We start from the raw sequence: 15,334 nt of genomic DNA, 5'->3' as shown, positions 1-15,334 counted from the left end.
CTTAGATATGAAGCGCTTTTCCGTATGCGGAAAGTACTGACTCGTGTAAAGCCTCGGAAAGAGTCGGATGCGGAAACACCGTTTGCATCAACTCAACTTCTGTCGTCTCGAGGGTTCGAGCCAAGGCGTAAGTACTGATCAGCTCGGTCACTTCAGGTCCAATCATATGGGCACCAAGAAGTTCTCCGGTCTTTTTATCAATGACTGTCTTTACCAAGCCTTCAGGTTCGCCAAGCGATAGCGCTTTACCATTTCCCAGAAACGGGAAACGTCCAATATCCACCTCGAAGCCTTGCTCTAACGCCTGTTCTTCTGTGATACCGACGCTAGCAACCTGAGGGTGGCAATAGGTGCAACTGGGAACAGACTTAGGATCAAGGGCGTGTACGTCTTCCACACCGGCGATAAGCTCTGCCACCATCACGCCTTCATGACTAGCCTTATGAGCAAGCCACGGTGGACCTGCGATATCACCAATGGCATAGATATCGGGCTCGTCAGTCTCGCAGTATTCATTAACAATGATATGCGTGCGATCAACTTGGATCTTAGTATTCTCCAGGCCCAAGCCTTCGACATTTCCAGTAATGCCCACTGCTAGTATTACTTTCTCAGACTCGACCGACAGGGGGCTGCCGCCTTTCGTGAAATTGACTTTAATACCGCAGGTTGTCGTTTCCTTATTCTCTACATAGGCACCGGTATAAATCTCAATACCCTGCTTGCGCAGGTGTTCAGCTAGCAAGCCTGAGATCTCGGAATCTTCGACTGGGAGAATGCGATCTGAAGCTTCTAGGATCGTCACCTTACTGCCCGCAGTGGCATAGAAACTGGCGAACTCGACGCCGATGGCGCCAGCGCCTATAACGGTTATGCTCTTTGGTAAGGCTTTTGGCACCATCGCCTCACGTGCTGTCCAGATGGATTCACTATCTGGTTCGAAACCAGGGATGGCGCGTGCACGAGCTCCGGTGGCAAGGATGATGTGTTGGGCCTGTACTGCCTGCTCAGCACCAGCGTTGTCGACGGCAACTTTACCTTTGCCCAGCAGACGGGCATGGCCGGTAAGTACTGTTACTTTGTTTTTTTTCATTAGCCCGTGCACGCCTCGGTTGAGCTGTTTAGCCACGTCCCGAGAGCGTTTGATGGCGGTTGTCAGATCAAAGCGCGGAGCTGAATCAAGTACCAGCCCGTATGGTGTGCCCTCGCGGGCCAAGCGCAGAATCTCGGTCGAGCGAAGCAGCGTCTTAGTCGGCAAGCAGCCCCAATTGAGGCAAACCCCGCCCAGCTCAGCGCGCTCGACAATAGCCGTCTTTAGCCCAAGTTGTGCCGCGCGTATGGCCGCCACATAACCACCGGGGCCGGCTCCGATCACGAGTACTTGATAGTTTTCCATCATTTCTACACCAGCAGGTTAAGTGGTTCTTCCAGCAAGTCCTTGAGCTCGGACAAAAAGCGAGCACCGACGGAGCCGTCTACGACACGATGATCAGCGGATAAGGTTAGGGTCATCATGCTCCCGACAGCGAGCTGGTCGCCTACGACCACTGGACGTTTCTCTACTGCACCTACTGCCAAAATGGCTGACTGCGGGGGATTAATAATTGCACTGAACTCACGGATACCGTACATGCCCAGATTAGAGATGGTGAAACCGCCACCTTGATACTCGCGAGGAGCCAGCTTCCCGGCACGAGCCCTGTCTGCCAGTGAGCGTACTTCGGTCGTAATCTCGGCCAGCCCTTTACGATCTACCTCTCGCACCACCGGGGTAATCAGTCCACTCTCAGTGGCTACGGCCACACTGATGTCAACGTCGAGGTATCGAATCACTTCAGACTCAGTCCAACTGGCATTAACCTCGGGCACCCGGCGCAGCGCCTTGGCGGCGGCGAATACTATAAAGTCGTTCACCGACAGCTTGTACGCTGGCTTGGCTTGTAAAGCATTTGCGTTGAGTTTAGAGCGCAGTTCTAATAGTTCATCTACTCGGCAATCCACCGTTAAATAGAAGTGCGGTACGGTTTGCTTAGACTCACATAGTCGACGAGCGATGGTCTTGCGCATGCCGCTATTGGGAATACGCTCAACACTGGCATCGGTTCCACCCTGCGGTGAGATAGCAGTATCGGGACTTGTGATCTCAACCGTGGCGGTTGCAGCGGGTGGTTGTTGTAAAGCTCGCTCGACGTCTAATCGTACGATGCGCCCGCGCGGGCCGCTGCCGGTCAGGCTATTCAGCGTGATGCCAGCCTGATTGGCCAAACGGCGTGCCAATGGGCTAGCGAAAATCCGTTCAGCACTGTTGCTAGACTGGGTATGTGATGTTTGTGATAGCGACGTGCTGTGCTGCACCGGGGCTTGATCTGGAACAGGGCTTGGCGCTGGAGTCGGGCTAGCTGGGAAGCTTGCCGAATCGGGCTGCGGGGCAACCGTTTGTGCGGTTTGATAGGTGGCCAGTACTGAAGTGGGCTCCTCTTCGTCCAGTACGACAGCGATGAGAGTGCCGACCTGAACGGCCTCAGGGCTCGCGGGCACCAGAATCTGGCCCAGCCTACCATCGACCTCAGACTCCATCTCCATTATGGCCTTATCGGTCTCTATTTCGGCAAGGACATCGCCCTTGGCCACCGTATCGCCCTCATGCTTTAGCCAACGCATCAGCGTGGCTTCTTCCATGCCAGCCGCCAGCGATGGCATCAAAATTTCAGTAGCCATAAATTATTTTCCTACTAGGTCAGGTCGATAGCCTAGGATGTCGGAGTACTCGACAAACTCGATGATGTTACCTTCGGGGTCACGGGCGAAGATCAGATAAGTACCGGGCCGCACCTCGACGATTTCGTCGCCGCTGAGTAACTCAGCACCGATCTTTTTCAGCTTGGCCAGCATTGCCGCGAGGTCATCAACGATAAATGTCAAATACACATTTCCCTTCCGCTCAAGGATGGTGTCGCTATGATTGGCGGTAATGGGTGCAGTCTGTGGCTCCAATAACTTGAGGCGTTCGCCGTAGGGAGACTGTAGGCGCACAACTTGATAGGCGCCCTTGGTTAGGCCGGTATCGCCCGCTTTATCGGCGGTTATTTGGAAGTAGCTCGTTTCTATAAATGCTAGTTGCTCAATATAGAAACGCTTGAGCGCTTCAAGGTTTTGGCAGCAAATGCCCACTTCCAATGGTGCGACCATTTTCATGTGTGGAACTCCTCAATACCGTTCTGTGTGCAACTCTGGCGTTCACCAAGCGAGTCGCAGGTCATAACGCGGGGGGCTTACAGTGGCTGTCCCTGCCCAGCCAGTACCCGGCGAAGTCCATCCTCGATTTCTTCGGGGCCGGCGCAGGCCGCGTGCTCAAGCACCTTCGAGATGCTCGGCGAGGCCTCGCCGCCGTGCACGCGTTGCACGGGCTGGTCTAAGTAGTCAAAGAACCGGCGCTGGACTTCGTCACCCAGCAAGGTGCCGTAGGATGTGCCGACTGAACCCTGCTCGACGATCAGAACGTTATTGGTTTTCATGATACTTGCACCAATGGTCTCCCAATCGAGGCCGTCGCGATCAAGGCTGCGCAGGTCGATAACCTCCGCGTCAACGCCTAAGCGCTCGGCCACTTCTAAGCTTTGATGCACCATATTGAGGTAGCTCAGCACGGTGACGGCGTTACCTTCACGTAACACCTTGGCCTTGCCTAGCGGGATGAGATAATCGAGATCATCAGTCGGCACGGGCCCTTTTACGTTGTAGAGGTCGATGTGTTCGATGACCAACACCGGATCCTCACAAAGGAGCGCGGCGTTCATCAGGCCCACATAGTCATAGGGGGTACTGGGAGCGACGATGCGCCAACCCGGTGAGGTAGAAAAAATGCCAGCGGGATCCATTAAGTGCTGTGAACCGTATCCCGACCCCATGGCTATTTTTGTGCGTAACACCAGCGGCATGCTGCCATCTCCGCCAAACATATGACGGGCCTTGGCGATTTGGTTAAATACTTGATCAGCGGCCACCCACATGAAGTCGGGATACATGAACTCAACAACAGGGCGGTAACGGCCGTCCATGGCGAGCCCGCCACCAAGACCGACGAAGGCATTTTCGCTGATGGGAGTACCCAGGCAGCGGTCGGGGAAGCGCTCTGATAAGCCACGGGTGGCGCCATTGGTGCCGCCTTTGAGGCGGTGTACGTCTTCGCCCATCACGACAATACGCTCATCCTGCTCCATACGGCGGTTCATTACACCTGCCACGGCATCAATGAACTTGCGCTCCTCAAACTTGCCGATGAACTGTTCCTGTTCCGCATAATGAGCGCCGTCGAACTCTGATAGATCACCACGTACGAGCGCATCAACAAAATCACGTGAAGGCCACAAATGGTCATGAATTGCAGGTTTTTTACCACTCATATCGAGTAGCTCAGCGGCAGCCTTGTCCATCGCTTGTTGTGCTTGGTGACGAAGACTTTGTACATCGTCTTTATCAATCAGCTTGCGCTCGATCATCTTGGTGGCGACTAGATCCAGTGGGTCACGCTCGCGCCAAGCCTTCTCTTCGTCTTTACTGCGGTAGCCGAAGGCGCTGCCTGGCATCGGACCGTTCTGATGATAAAAGCGATAAACATCGACTTCGATAATGGTTGGGCCATCACCTCTGCGCATCACTTCCATCGCTTCCTGGGTAGCCAGATAGACGGCAAGCGGGTCCATGCCATCGACTTTCCAGGAGGGAATGTTGAAGGCTTGGCCACGCGCAGACAGTCGCGCCTCCGCGGTAGCCTCGTCGACCACCGTGGAGACTGCGTAACGGTTGTTCTCAATAAAGAAGCAAAGCGGTAATTTCCACGCTGCAGCCAGGTTCATAGTCTCCAGCACAGAGCCAATGTTGACCGCACCGTCACCGAAGTAAGTGAATGTGGTATCCCCCGTCCCTGCCTGGCGATGTGCCCAGGCCGCTCCTGCAGCGAAGGGTACGCCACCACCAACGATTGCATTAGTGCCAAGTACACCAGCCTCGGCCCAGCGTAGGTGCATGGAGCCGCCACGACCGCGGCAGAAGCCTTGGTCCAAGCCCAGAATTTCGGCCAGTGTCTTTTGCAGTAGCCACTGTGTTTTCTCATTGACGGGGGCAGCTAGGTCTAAGCCTTCAGGGCTCACGTAATGTAGCGTTTTAGCGAGAAATTGGTGATGGGCACGATGCGACCCGTTCACCTGATCACTGGCTCGCATGGGCAGTGCAGAGCCGACGGCTCCCCCTTCCTGGCCAATCGCCGAGTGGGCAGGGCCGTGCACCAACCCTTGGCCAGCCAGCTCCAGCACCTTCTCCTCGAAGGCCCGAATCAGGTGCATGCTGACTAATAGGCTACGCAGCATATTGGCATCGGCCGCTTTCCAGTCTTTGTCGGTGGTAATGAGTTCACGCCAAGCGGCTTCTGACTTTAATGTATTGAAACGGGGCATGCTGAATTCTCCTCGCAAATAATCAGAGATAGCCATTGGCAGACCAGCCACCATCAACACCGACGACTTGGCCAGTGATGAAGCGAGACTGATCGGAGGCTAGGAACCAGGCGAGATCTGCCACTTCCTCTGGCGTCCCGAAGCGGCCTAAAGGAGTGCGATGATTAAGTGCCTCAGCATTCAAGCGGCCTGTCTCAATTAGTTCTTGAGTCAGGGCGGTATGCACGTATCCAGGCGCGATACCATTAACTCGAATACCGGCGCTGGCCCATTCGAGTGCCAGCGTCTTAGTCATCATCACTACGCCAGACTTGGTGCCGCAGTAAGCTATTCGATTAGGTGCAGCGACTACGCCATACATGGAGGCCATATTGATGATTACCCCCGGCCGACCAGCTTTAATCAAGCGTCGTCCGGCTTCACGGGCGCATAAAAAGACCCCAGTAAGGTTCACATCAATATTGCGCTGCCATTCGGCGAGGCTTAGCTCAATGGTTGGGCAGTTACCAGAGACACCGGCATTGTTGATTAGCGTCTTGACACCATCAAAGCAGGTATCTGCAAGGGCGAAAGCAGCAGAAACGTCAGCCTCATCACTCACTGAGCCGGCAAAGGCCGCAGCGCGGTAGCCAGTAATCTTCAGGTCTGACGCCACCTGCTCGGCAGCCGCTTTGTTGTAATCAAAGATTATTACTGCCTCGCCTGCACGGGCGAATTGCTCCGCAATGGTGCGTCCGATACCACTTCCGCCCCCAGTAACTACTACTGCTCCCCGCTCAGAGTGCTGTCTTTGTTTTTGCATCATACGGCGCCTCAAAATTGATATGGTTGCCTTACAAATTTTTATAACGTAGGAATTTCTTAGGCAACCCTGTGGGGCAAGCCACTAAATGCGTTAGGAAATACCCATCGTTTGCTGAGGAAACTCTCCGGTGCCTACATCGATCCGACAAGCTGCACGCAAGCAGTGTCTAACCATATGCAACATGCACTTTTTCTAAGCAGGCGCTACCCCTTTCAGCCACTATTGCGAGTGGCTGCGAGCATATCCTCATGCTAAAAATTCAGGCATTTGGTTCTATAGGTTTTGTTGTGTATCCAGCAATGTTCGTCTTGCCATGCTTATTTACACCTTCTAAACTGCAACTTGTAAGACAACCTTACAATAAGACTTTTGTCTATGCAGGAGCTATCAATGAATAAACAAGACTGTGAGACTGCTGTGATTACCGGGGCTGCAGGCGAAATCCCAGCAGCAATCGCAAAACGTTTTCATGATCGAAACATACGCTTACTACTGGCCGATATCAGCATGGAAGCGCTGACCCCACTCGTCGAGTCACTAGGAGGCGAGCAGAGCTGCTATGGTATGATGCAAGATGTATCAAAAGCAGAAGATGCTGAGCGCCTAGCCTTAAAATGCCAGGAAATCTTTGGCCAGGTTGACTACATCGTTACCGCAGCTGGCTTGTATCAACATCTTCCGTTAGGCGAGATCGGGGTGAGCGAATGGCGCAACAGTCTTGCTATTAACTTGGATGGGGTTTTCTATACTATTCAGGCATTGCGCCCTTTATTAAGTCGTCGTAGTTCCATCGTGAACCTTGCTTCATTGGCTGGCCAACGTGGAAGTATCAATCATACCCCCTACGCTACAGCCAAAGGGGGCGTTCTCACTTTGACTCGTTCACTGGCACAAGAGCTCTCTCCTCTTACTCGCGTTAACGCTGTATCCCCTGGGTTGATTGATACTCGTATGATGAAATCATTGGATGAGGTCAAGCGACAGAATATGATTGATTCCACACCTTTGCAGCGATTAGGCCGGCCTGATGAAGTCGCCAGCGTTGTCGATTTTCTCTGCAGCGATGCGGCTAGCTACATAACTGGCGAAGCAATCCAGGTCAATGGCGGCTTATACATTAATTGACATACGCGGGGCTCACTCATTACTAAGGCAAGATTGCTCTCTAAATGGACACAAAAATGAACACAACCACTTCAAATCACATCTTGAGAGGCCACTCCCTTCCGGATGAAGTAGCCAAACGCATTAGAGTGTCCATCGACAGCGGGGAAATTCAGCCGGGCAAACGCCTTCCCACTCAGCATGAGTTGGCAAATATCTACGGGGTTAGCCGCCCAGTTATCAGGGAGGCTATCTCTATCCTAAAATCTGATGGGTTAGTTATCTCCCAACAAGGGCGTGGCCAATTCGTTAATCCACAGGGATCCTCCGTTTTCAGGCTAGACCCTAGTCTTGAAGACAAAGAAGACCTTTCCCATCTCTTTAGCTTTTTGATGTCAGTGGAAGTTGCTGCCACAAGACAGGCCGCTAAAAGTCGAAATAATGACGATCTCAAATCAATTCGTAAGCATCTTGATGATCTAGGTTCAGCTATTCGCAAGGGGCAAAATGGAGTTGATGAAGATATGCAATTCCATCGAGCCATTTTGCACGCCACTCACAACGGCTACTTTATAAGCTTTGGAGAGTTTCTAGAATCGCGCGTTAGAAATTTGATACGCATCGCCAGAGAAAAAACTGCTCGTAGAAATGATATGGTTAAACTGGTCCAGCAAGAGCATGAGGCTATTTTTAATGCCATCGAGGCTCAGGATGTGGTTGAAGCGGAGAAAGCAGCTTCACAACATCTCGAAAATGCTGCAAAACGCTTAGAAATCTATCAGGCCGTGTCTACCAACTAAGTTAGGCATATTATATCCCGCCGAGATTGTGCGTAAGCAGCGGCGGGATATATTTCTAATGTTGATGCACAGTTGGCTAATAGAGCGCTATCCTCTTGTTTGCGCTAAAAATGCTACCTATCTAACGCATTTCTTAACCCTTTTGTCAGCCGAGTTGTTCCGTTGACGATATCCCCCTACATCTAATCCATAGAATATTACATTAGATAATTCTACTGGATGGCCGTGCCGTTGATTGAAAAAAAACAGCGGATCCAGAGTGAAGCGAGGCGAAAAGTATGATGGAAGAGAGAATTTAAATAAATCACTCTTCTGAATAACTCCTTGTAAATCAGTAGTATATGAAAAAATGTAATACCAAAGGATATATTGACTCTCAAGGCCTGCTGTTAAAGACTATCTTGTCATACAAGAAGGGAATTTTGTATGACAAGATATAATAATTGACAAACAACGCCTAAGAGGTTGCTCATGAATGTGTTAAAAATTATTGCACATGGCGCTATTTCAGCCACTTTGCTGACAGCTAGCATTTCTCAAGTTCTTGCCGAAGATGAACAATATGTATGGCGAGTAACTACACACCTTCCTATGGCAAGTCCAACTTGGGAACACAGCCTCGTTAAGCTGAAAAATACGTTGGAAGAACGCACAGGTGGTAGGTTAGTTCTAGATCTTTATCCTGCTGATAGCCTCTTTGGAGCAACTGAGCTTTTCAATGCAGTTCGCCGTGGTGTCATTCCTATGGCTTTGACTTCACCTGCCTATCTGACAGATCAGCTCGAAACAGCGGGCATTGCTTTCGGGCTTCCTGGTGCATTCGATGAGGTGTGGCAAGCCGCTCACTATTTTAAAAACCTTGGGTTTGAAGAGATCATTAGAGAAGAGGCAGCCGGTTACGGCCTATATTATGCCTCAGACAAAGTTTATCCCTACGAGATGTTCTCTAGAGTCGAAATAGACAGCCTCGAAACCTTTGAAGGAATGCGTATACGGGTTGCTGGAGTTCCCCAAACTTTCTTAACAAATGTTGGTGCTGCAGCTTCGTTTATCCCTGGCACTGAGCTTTATCAAGCCCTTGCCACAGGAACATTTGATGCGGGAGTTTGGGGGGCTGTTCAAGAGGCATCCAATATGGGGTTCTATGAAGTTGCTTCTTATCGTGTACAAGATCCTATTCTCATTGGTGCGTTGGAAGCCTATATAATTAACGAAGATGCTATTGCAAGACTTCCAGGTGATATCCAAGACATTCTAAAAGATACACTTGAGGATCACTTTTGGAGTACGACTATTGATCATATGTATCGTGAAGCAGTCGCCTTAAGAAAAATTGAAAGCTCTCAGGATATTACTTCTATAAGTTTCCCTGATGATGTAAGGGAAAAAATGGAGATCGAAGCAAATAATATTTGGGAGCTTGAGGGAAATAAAGGAGATAGTGCTTCAGCAGCAATAGAAATGCTGAGAAGCTTTAGGGATGATATTTCCAAGCATTAATCATTCGTCTGCCCAGTATGAGCTCTGGGCAGACAATTTAATTTTTTGGAGCTATATATGCACTACGTTAAGTCATTATGTGGCTATATAACCGCCATGAATTTGATGGTTGGTCGAGTCGTAGGATATTCCATATATTTGATATTTATATTGCTCATAGCTGAAGTCATTATGAGATATTTTTTTAGGCAACCGACGACATGGACAGGAGAGCTTTCCCAGCTTGTTTTCGGAGCATATGTTATGTTGTCTGGCGCCTATTTGTTAGCAAATAAGGGGCATGTGAATGTTGATATTTTCTACCAAAACTTAGGCCCGAGAACTCAATCTTTCATTAATTTGTTAACGTCATTTCTGTTCTTTGCTTTTATCTTAGTATTGATCACCGAAGGGTGGGAGTTGGCCAGTGACTCCATAAGCAGAATCGAAAGGTCTGGATCAGCCTGGAACCCTCAAATATGGCCTGTAAAACTTGCTGTTCCAGTAGGTGCTTGCCTGCTTTTACTACAAGGAATTGCTAATTTTGTGGAAGATTTTCTAATTCTCATCGAGAAAAATATAGAGATATAACTCTCTTAATAACAATATAAAGGAGGATCCATGAGTACTGAATTGCTGACAGTTTTGTTTTTTGGTTCTTTAGTTTTTTTTCTGTTTTTAGGTGTTTCGCTCGCTTGGGTTCTAGGAGGAATATCCGTAATATTTTTATACTTCACATGGGGGAGTGATGCATTCTATATGATTGCATCAAGAATGTGGAGTACTATGAATAGCTTTACCTTAATATCTGTTCCGCTATTTATTTTAATGGCTATTATTCTAGAACGGTCTGGAGTTGCACTATCATTATATAGAATGATGCACCTATGGTGGGGAGGAGTGCGTGGAGGATTGGCGATTGGCACAGTATTTATATGTGCTATTTTTGGGGCAATGGTAGGTGTAAGTGGCGCAGCCGTTGTGACTATGGGAGCCGTGGCTCTGCCTGCGATGCTTGCCCGTGGTTATAATAGAGAAATGGCGCTAGGGTGCATTAATGCGGGTGGTGGTTTTGGGATTTTAATTCCTCCAAGCATCGTAATGATTCTTTACTCAATGCTGACAGGTGTTTCAGTAGGAGCACTATTTGCTGCTGGGGTTATGCCAGGAATTTTGCTTATGATTTTGGTATCCGCATATATTGCTATACGGTGCTTTATAAACCCGAGCCTTGGCCCATCTCTACCGAAGGAGGATAGAGGGAGTTGGAATGAAAAAATTGTGGCATTAAAAGGGGTTTTACTGCCGATTATGATTGTGGCATTGGTGCTGGGTTCTATTCTTAGTGGCATGGCCACCCCAACGGAGGCTGCTGCTGTTGGAGTACTTGGGTCTATAATATCAGCGGCTGTCCATAAACAACTAACATTTAAGTTGATTTCTGATGCCTCGATTAAGTGCTTAGTTCTAACTTCCATGATAATGTGGATACTTTTTTCGGCATATGCATTTAGTACCGTTTATACTTCTATGGGGGCCCAGCGTGTAATTACAGACATCATGGCGTTTATACCCGGGGGAGAATGGGGGGTAGTATTTGCTATGCTATTTATTGTGTTCTTACTGGGTATGGTAATGGATCCAGTTGGGATAATGATGATCACTCTGCCTGTTTTTGTACCTTTGATACAAGCTAACGGCATTGACCCCATCTGGTTTGGCATAATGTTTATTATCATGATGGAAATTGGTTACATGACTCCTCCTTTCGGATTTAATCTTTTCTACCTGAAAGGGGTCGCGCCAAAAGAAATTACAATGCTGCATATTTATAAGTCGGTTACTCCTTATGTTTTAGTGATTGTCTTGGGTATGGCGCTTATTGCGATATATCCTGAAATAGCTACTTGGTTACCTAAACAAGTAATGTAAAACAATTGTCAGAGAAAATTGTAAAGTTCTTTGGAGGTTTTATCTAAAATGGATATTGCTAAGCCGTTATCGGACTCATTAGTTAACTGGTTTTATAGAGAGTTAAACAATGGACTCCTAAAACCAGGGGATAGCTTGCCAAGCGAACGTGAGCTGTGTGAACAGTTTGGGGTAAGCCGGACGGTAGTTCGGGAAGCTCTCTCTTACCTAAAAAAGGAGGGGGTAATTGATACTGGGCAGGGGAAAAAAACAACCGTTGCCGAGAACACTCATGCTCGGTCGTTTAAAGTTGGTGATTTTCCAGCCAGGGATGAAGAAACTTTTCAGGAAATTATTGATTTTTTGATATTTTTTGAATCAGGGGCTGCGAAAATTGCTGCATCAAAACGCGATAGTACAGACCTGAAAAAGATTCAACAGGCGCTGCTGGGAATGGAGTTGGCTATCGCTAAAGGGGAGCTTGCCGATCATGAGGACTACCTTTTCCACAGATCGATAGTTGAAGCAACTCATAACGGATATTTTATTGATTTAAATGAGCATCTTGATCATTCAGTAAGAAAGCTGATTCGTCAGGCCAGGCTAAATACCTCTAAATATTCTCATGATTTAGTAAATGAAGTTTTTTCAGAGCATGCTGAGATATTTGAGAATATTAAACGTGGAAATTGTGATGGCGCTGCATTGGCAGCTGAAAATCATTTGCGCCAGGCAGCGAAAAGGATGAATGTTTATTTGAATGCTTGATGGTGTTATCTATATAAAATGATTATGAGTTTCTTTAACTATTGACTTTTTAAGGTGGGGTATATGAATGTTTCCGGAAAAACTAAAGTGTGTTTCATTATCGCTGATCCGATTGAACACGTGAAAACACCAGAAAAATTTAATGATTTATGTAAAGAGAATGGTATTGACGCTGTTATGGTCCCGGCTCATGTGCATCGAGATCGCCTGGAAGAGTTTGTGAAAGGCCTCTCTTCTATGCAAAATCTAGCCGGTTTCGTAGTTACAGTGCCACATAAATCGGCTATGTCACATTTGTGCGATCAGTTAACAGAGGATGCACGTTGTGCACAAGCTGTTAATGTAGTTCGTCGCACCTCTGGTGGGCATTATCATGGATATATTCTTGATGGAAAAGGCTTTGTAGCCGGATTAAAAGCGAACGGTTTTGAACCAAAAGGTCGCTCTGTTTATTTAGTTGGCTCTGGTGGGGCTGCAAGCGCTATTGCTTTTGCACTAGCAGAAGAAAATGTTTCATTAATCACCATCTTTAATAGAACGCTAGAAAAAGCAGAGGCACTTATTTATAACCTTAAAAAAGAACATCCGAATATCAACATCGTATTAGGTGATCATAATCCCGCAGGCCATGACCTTGTCGTCAATGCTACTTCGCTTGGGCTTAGAAAAAATGATCCTTTACCTTTAAATGCTAATGGCTTGACTAAAGATCAAGTAGTTGCTGATATTATTATGGATCCTTCAGAAACTCATCTTTTAAAGAAAGCAAAGAGTCTAGGTTGCATGGTACAACCAGGGCTGCCCATGCTAAATAACCAGCTGAAACTTATGCTTAGTACTCTAGGCCTATAAGTTTTATCTTTTCGACGTCACTTCGGGGAGGCTTGAAGGAGTATCGCTACACTAGAGAGGCCGTCAACTGCATAGGAAATGGGAAAGTGCTTCTGCGGCAACAGAGCACTGGCTAATACATTACTTTCTTAGCGGACTTCGTTTAGCAGCTGTCAGCTTTATAACTAGTTAAGGTTCTATTCTGTTAACTCGCTCAATGATTTCGGTGGCTCCGCTAATATCAGGTAAGCACTCTCCTTGGGCCACCCGTTGGAGAATTGCCTCTTCCTGTTGTTGTAGCATAATGGCCTTTGAGGCAATCGTAACGGCTTCTTGAGCAGGTACTACTAGAACACCACTCTCATCAGCGAGGATAATATCACCAGGGTGAATAACGAGCCCTCCGAGAGTTACTGGCATATTCATAGTGCCTCCCAACCCCGCCAATTTAGTCGTCAAGGCTGAAATGCCTCGGCACCAAACCGGAAATCCTAGCTCTTGAATAGTTTGTGCGTCCGTCGCCATTCCGTCGATGATGACTCCTCCCACACCTAGCTTCTTGGCTACGTGAGTCATCACTCCACCCCAACATGCGTGTCGGTCGTCGCCTTGCCTGTCGATAACTAATATGTCTCCAGGGCGTACTAAGCGCATCGCGTGATTAAGCAGCGTGCCATCTGTAGGCGGAAGGGAGAGAGTCACAGCAGTCCCAACCACCCGAGTCTGAGCGAGCAATGAGTGGATAGCTGGATCGATGAATCCATTTTCTCTGAAGTGACCAATAGTGGCCGTCTCACACTCGAGTAGTTGCTGACTGATGTGGGTGTCAATCGGTGCTGGCATCTGTGCGATGTGATACATAAACATCTCCGAGTGGTCAGATCAAACTGGGTAAAAACGTGATAAGAGAGGGCAAGAAGAACAGTACTAGCATGCCGAAGAGGAAGCAGATGACGATCGGCCAAGCTGCGGCAAAGATCGTTTGCATAGGTACTGATGGTGCGCCGCCTTTCACTGCAAATAGGTTATAGCCGAAAGGGGGCGTTAGGCTGCCGACAGAGATATTGATCAAAAATAGAGTCCAGAACCAGATGGGGTCGAAGCCGTATAGCTTGACTAACGGTGCATAAATCGGAATGACAACCATCATGAACGCAATCTGATCGATGAACATGCACGCAATGAGTGGCACGAGCATCAGTAGTAACAACATCCACATGGGGTCCAGCTCTAGGCTGGTAGCCAACCCGACTAGGCCGGAGGTCGCACCAGCGAAAGAGAGCAGTTGGCTGAACAACTTCGAGCAGGCTAGGATAGCTATGATCATGGCACTGATGCCCAGCGAAGAAAGTACCGCCTGCTTGGCCATTTTGAGAGTGAATCGGCGGTAGTAAACCGCTACCAACATGGCACCAAGCACGCCAGTGGCTGCAGATTCCGAAGGCGTGGCAACCCCTAGCATGATTAGCCCAAGCACTGAGAAAATAATGATACTGAACGGTGCCATTTTCAGTAGTGCCTTTCCGCGTGCTCGCCACGTTCCACCCCCACCTTCGTCGGCAGTAGGTGCCAAGGAAGGATTGAGCATCAATTTCACTACGACGTAGCTGACAAATAGTCCTGCCAGGAGAATACCGGGGATAATACCGGCGATCAGCAGTCGCGCGATTGAGATATCGACCATGGAGCCGATTATGATGACCAGTAGGCTCGGGGGGATGATTGGTGCCAAGCTGGCTCCACCCAGAATCAGGCCGATAGAAAGGCGGTCATCATAGCCACGCTGCTGCATTGTAGGCAGCGCTGAGCGACTCAGCATAGCGGTTACCGCCAACGCTGATCCCGATAGAGCACCGAATAGAGTGGCAAGTACAATGACAAAAAAGTACAGGCGTCCTTTAATGCGGCCCATAAGGGTGTCCAGAGCATCGAAAATGACGTCTATCGAGCCTGAGCGGAACAGCAACTCTCCCATTAGAACGAATAGTACGATGGTAGTGAGAGTCTCTGACGTAACGGTGCTGTATACGCTATTGGCGAACATGCCGAAGCCCGCACTCCCCATCAGCCAGAAAGTCCCCAGGACGTTGACGGTAAGAAAGGCGATGAAAATCGGCACGCCCAGAGCAAATAGCCCCATCAGCAATGTGAGCGCAATACCTAGAGAAATGTACCATTCCATG

14 protein-coding genes are annotated in these 15,334 nt (G+C 48.7%); 7 read left to right on the top strand and 7 right to left on the bottom strand.

The window, feature by feature from the left end:
* Nucleotide 1 precedes the first annotated feature (1 nt).
* The 5 genes from lpdA to CPA45_RS08040 all read right to left on the bottom strand — a co-directional run bounded on the left by lpdA (nucleotide 2) and on the right by CPA45_RS08040 (nucleotide 6,255).
* The gene (gene lpdA / locus CPA45_RS08060; protein ID WP_096651051.1) at nucleotides 2–1,399 is read right to left on the bottom strand and encodes a dihydrolipoyl dehydrogenase; all 1,398 of its coding nucleotides are present in this window, start codon (nucleotides 1,397–1,399) and stop codon (nucleotides 2–4) included.
* A gap of 2 nt (nucleotides 1,400–1,401) precedes the next feature.
* On the bottom strand, nucleotides 1,402–2,718 hold the full coding sequence (locus CPA45_RS08055; protein WP_096651050.1) for a pyruvate dehydrogenase complex dihydrolipoamide acetyltransferase: 1,317 nt from the start codon (nucleotides 2,716–2,718) through the stop codon (nucleotides 1,402–1,404).
* Between the two features lie 3 nt (nucleotides 2,719–2,721).
* A complete protein-coding gene (locus tag CPA45_RS08050; protein ID WP_096651049.1) occupies nucleotides 2,722–3,195 on the bottom strand; it encodes a VOC family protein in 474 nt (157 codons plus the stop codon).
* Between the two features lie 77 nt (nucleotides 3,196–3,272).
* On the bottom strand, nucleotides 3,273–5,453 hold the full coding sequence (locus CPA45_RS08045; RefSeq protein ID WP_096651048.1) for an alpha-ketoacid dehydrogenase subunit alpha/beta: 2,181 nt from the start codon (nucleotides 5,451–5,453) through the stop codon (nucleotides 3,273–3,275).
* 22 nt (nucleotides 5,454–5,475) lie between these two features.
* Entirely contained in the window at nucleotides 5,476–6,255 is a 780-nt protein-coding gene (locus tag CPA45_RS08040) for an SDR family NAD(P)-dependent oxidoreductase (RefSeq protein WP_096651047.1), read from the bottom strand.
* A gap of 393 nt (nucleotides 6,256–6,648) precedes the next feature.
* On the opposite strand from CPA45_RS08040, the gene CPA45_RS08035 reads away from it, so the two are divergent.
* The 7 genes from CPA45_RS08035 to CPA45_RS08005 all read left to right on the top strand — a co-directional run bounded on the left by CPA45_RS08035 (nucleotide 6,649) and on the right by CPA45_RS08005 (nucleotide 13,172).
* Complete coding sequence (locus CPA45_RS08035) at nucleotides 6,649–7,383, top strand: SDR family NAD(P)-dependent oxidoreductase (protein WP_165771524.1); 735 nt, start codon at nucleotides 6,649–6,651, stop codon at nucleotides 7,381–7,383.
* A 56-nt stretch (nucleotides 7,384–7,439) separates the two neighbouring features.
* Nucleotides 7,440–8,162 (top strand): FadR/GntR family transcriptional regulator, encoded by a 723-nt coding sequence (locus CPA45_RS08030; protein ID WP_096651200.1) that lies wholly within the window; start codon nucleotides 7,440–7,442, stop codon nucleotides 8,160–8,162.
* 471 nt (nucleotides 8,163–8,633) lie between these two features.
* A complete protein-coding gene (gene dctP / locus CPA45_RS08025; RefSeq protein ID WP_096651045.1) occupies nucleotides 8,634–9,662 on the top strand; it encodes a TRAP transporter substrate-binding protein DctP in 1,029 nt (342 codons plus the stop codon).
* Between the two features lie 57 nt (nucleotides 9,663–9,719).
* The gene (locus CPA45_RS08020; RefSeq protein ID WP_096651044.1) at nucleotides 9,720–10,232 is read left to right on the top strand and encodes a TRAP transporter small permease subunit; all 513 of its coding nucleotides are present in this window, start codon (nucleotides 9,720–9,722) and stop codon (nucleotides 10,230–10,232) included.
* 30 nt (nucleotides 10,233–10,262) lie between these two features.
* The gene (locus CPA45_RS08015) at nucleotides 10,263–11,573 is read left to right on the top strand and encodes a TRAP transporter large permease (RefSeq protein ID WP_096651043.1); all 1,311 of its coding nucleotides are present in this window, start codon (nucleotides 10,263–10,265) and stop codon (nucleotides 11,571–11,573) included.
* Between the two features lie 48 nt (nucleotides 11,574–11,621).
* Complete coding sequence (locus tag CPA45_RS08010) at nucleotides 11,622–12,320, top strand: FadR/GntR family transcriptional regulator (RefSeq protein WP_096651042.1); 699 nt, start codon at nucleotides 11,622–11,624, stop codon at nucleotides 12,318–12,320.
* 63 nt (nucleotides 12,321–12,383) lie between these two features.
* The gene (locus tag CPA45_RS08005) at nucleotides 12,384–13,172 is read left to right on the top strand and encodes a shikimate dehydrogenase family protein (RefSeq protein ID WP_096651041.1); all 789 of its coding nucleotides are present in this window, start codon (nucleotides 12,384–12,386) and stop codon (nucleotides 13,170–13,172) included.
* 168 nt (nucleotides 13,173–13,340) lie between these two features.
* Here CPA45_RS08005 and CPA45_RS08000 read toward each other — a convergent pair whose 3' ends face one another.
* Together CPA45_RS08000 and CPA45_RS07995 are read right to left on the bottom strand one after the other, a co-directional pair.
* Nucleotides 13,341–14,012: an RraA family protein gene (locus CPA45_RS08000; protein ID WP_244287552.1), complete on the bottom strand. Its 672-nt coding sequence runs from the start codon at nucleotides 14,010–14,012 to the stop codon at nucleotides 13,341–13,343.
* 16 nt (nucleotides 14,013–14,028) lie between these two features.
* Nucleotides 14,029–15,333 carry a TRAP transporter large permease gene (locus tag CPA45_RS07995; RefSeq protein WP_096651040.1) on the bottom strand — a complete coding sequence of 435 codons (1,305 nt, stop codon included), beginning with the start codon at nucleotides 15,331–15,333 and terminating at the stop codon, nucleotides 14,029–14,031.
* Nucleotide 15,334: the final 1 nt, after the last annotated feature.

The organism is Vreelandella nigrificans (assembly GCF_002374315.1).
Classification (GTDB): Bacteria; Pseudomonadota; Gammaproteobacteria; order Pseudomonadales; family Halomonadaceae; genus Vreelandella; species Vreelandella nigrificans.
This window is presented reverse-complemented; position numbering and strand designations above follow the sequence as displayed.

Coding starts and splice junctions, on each gene's coding strand:
- CPA45_RS08005 (WP_096651041.1), top strand. CDS start 12,384: ATGAATGTTTCCGGAAAAACTAAAGTGTGTTTCATTATCGCTGATCCG.
- dctP (WP_096651045.1), top strand. CDS start 8,634: ATGAATGTGTTAAAAATTATTGCACATGGCGCTATTTCAGCCACTTTG.
- CPA45_RS08055 (WP_096651050.1), bottom strand. CDS start 2,718: ATGGCTACTGAAATTTTGATGCCATCGCTGGCGGCTGGCATGGAAGAA.
- CPA45_RS08000 (WP_244287552.1), bottom strand. CDS start 14,012: ATGTATCACATCGCACAGATGCCAGCACCGATTGACACCCACATCAGT.
- CPA45_RS08045 (WP_096651048.1), bottom strand. CDS start 5,453: ATGCCCCGTTTCAATACATTAAAGTCAGAAGCCGCTTGGCGTGAACTC.
- CPA45_RS08020 (WP_096651044.1), top strand. CDS start 9,720: ATGCACTACGTTAAGTCATTATGTGGCTATATAACCGCCATGAATTTG.
- CPA45_RS08050 (WP_096651049.1), bottom strand. CDS start 3,195: ATGAAAATGGTCGCACCATTGGAAGTGGGCATTTGCTGCCAAAACCTT.
- lpdA (WP_096651051.1), bottom strand. CDS start 1,399: ATGATGGAAAACTATCAAGTACTCGTGATCGGAGCCGGCCCCGGTGGT.
- CPA45_RS08010 (WP_096651042.1), top strand. CDS start 11,622: ATGGATATTGCTAAGCCGTTATCGGACTCATTAGTTAACTGGTTTTAT.
- CPA45_RS08035 (WP_165771524.1), top strand. CDS start 6,649: ATGAATAAACAAGACTGTGAGACTGCTGTGATTACCGGGGCTGCAGGC.
- CPA45_RS08015 (WP_096651043.1), top strand. CDS start 10,263: ATGAGTACTGAATTGCTGACAGTTTTGTTTTTTGGTTCTTTAGTTTTT.
- CPA45_RS08030 (WP_096651200.1), top strand. CDS start 7,440: ATGAACACAACCACTTCAAATCACATCTTGAGAGGCCACTCCCTTCCG.
- CPA45_RS08040 (WP_096651047.1), bottom strand. CDS start 6,255: ATGCAAAAACAAAGACAGCACTCTGAGCGGGGAGCAGTAGTAGTTACT.
- CPA45_RS07995 (WP_096651040.1), bottom strand. CDS start 15,333: ATGGAATGGTACATTTCTCTAGGTATTGCGCTCACATTGCTGATGGGG.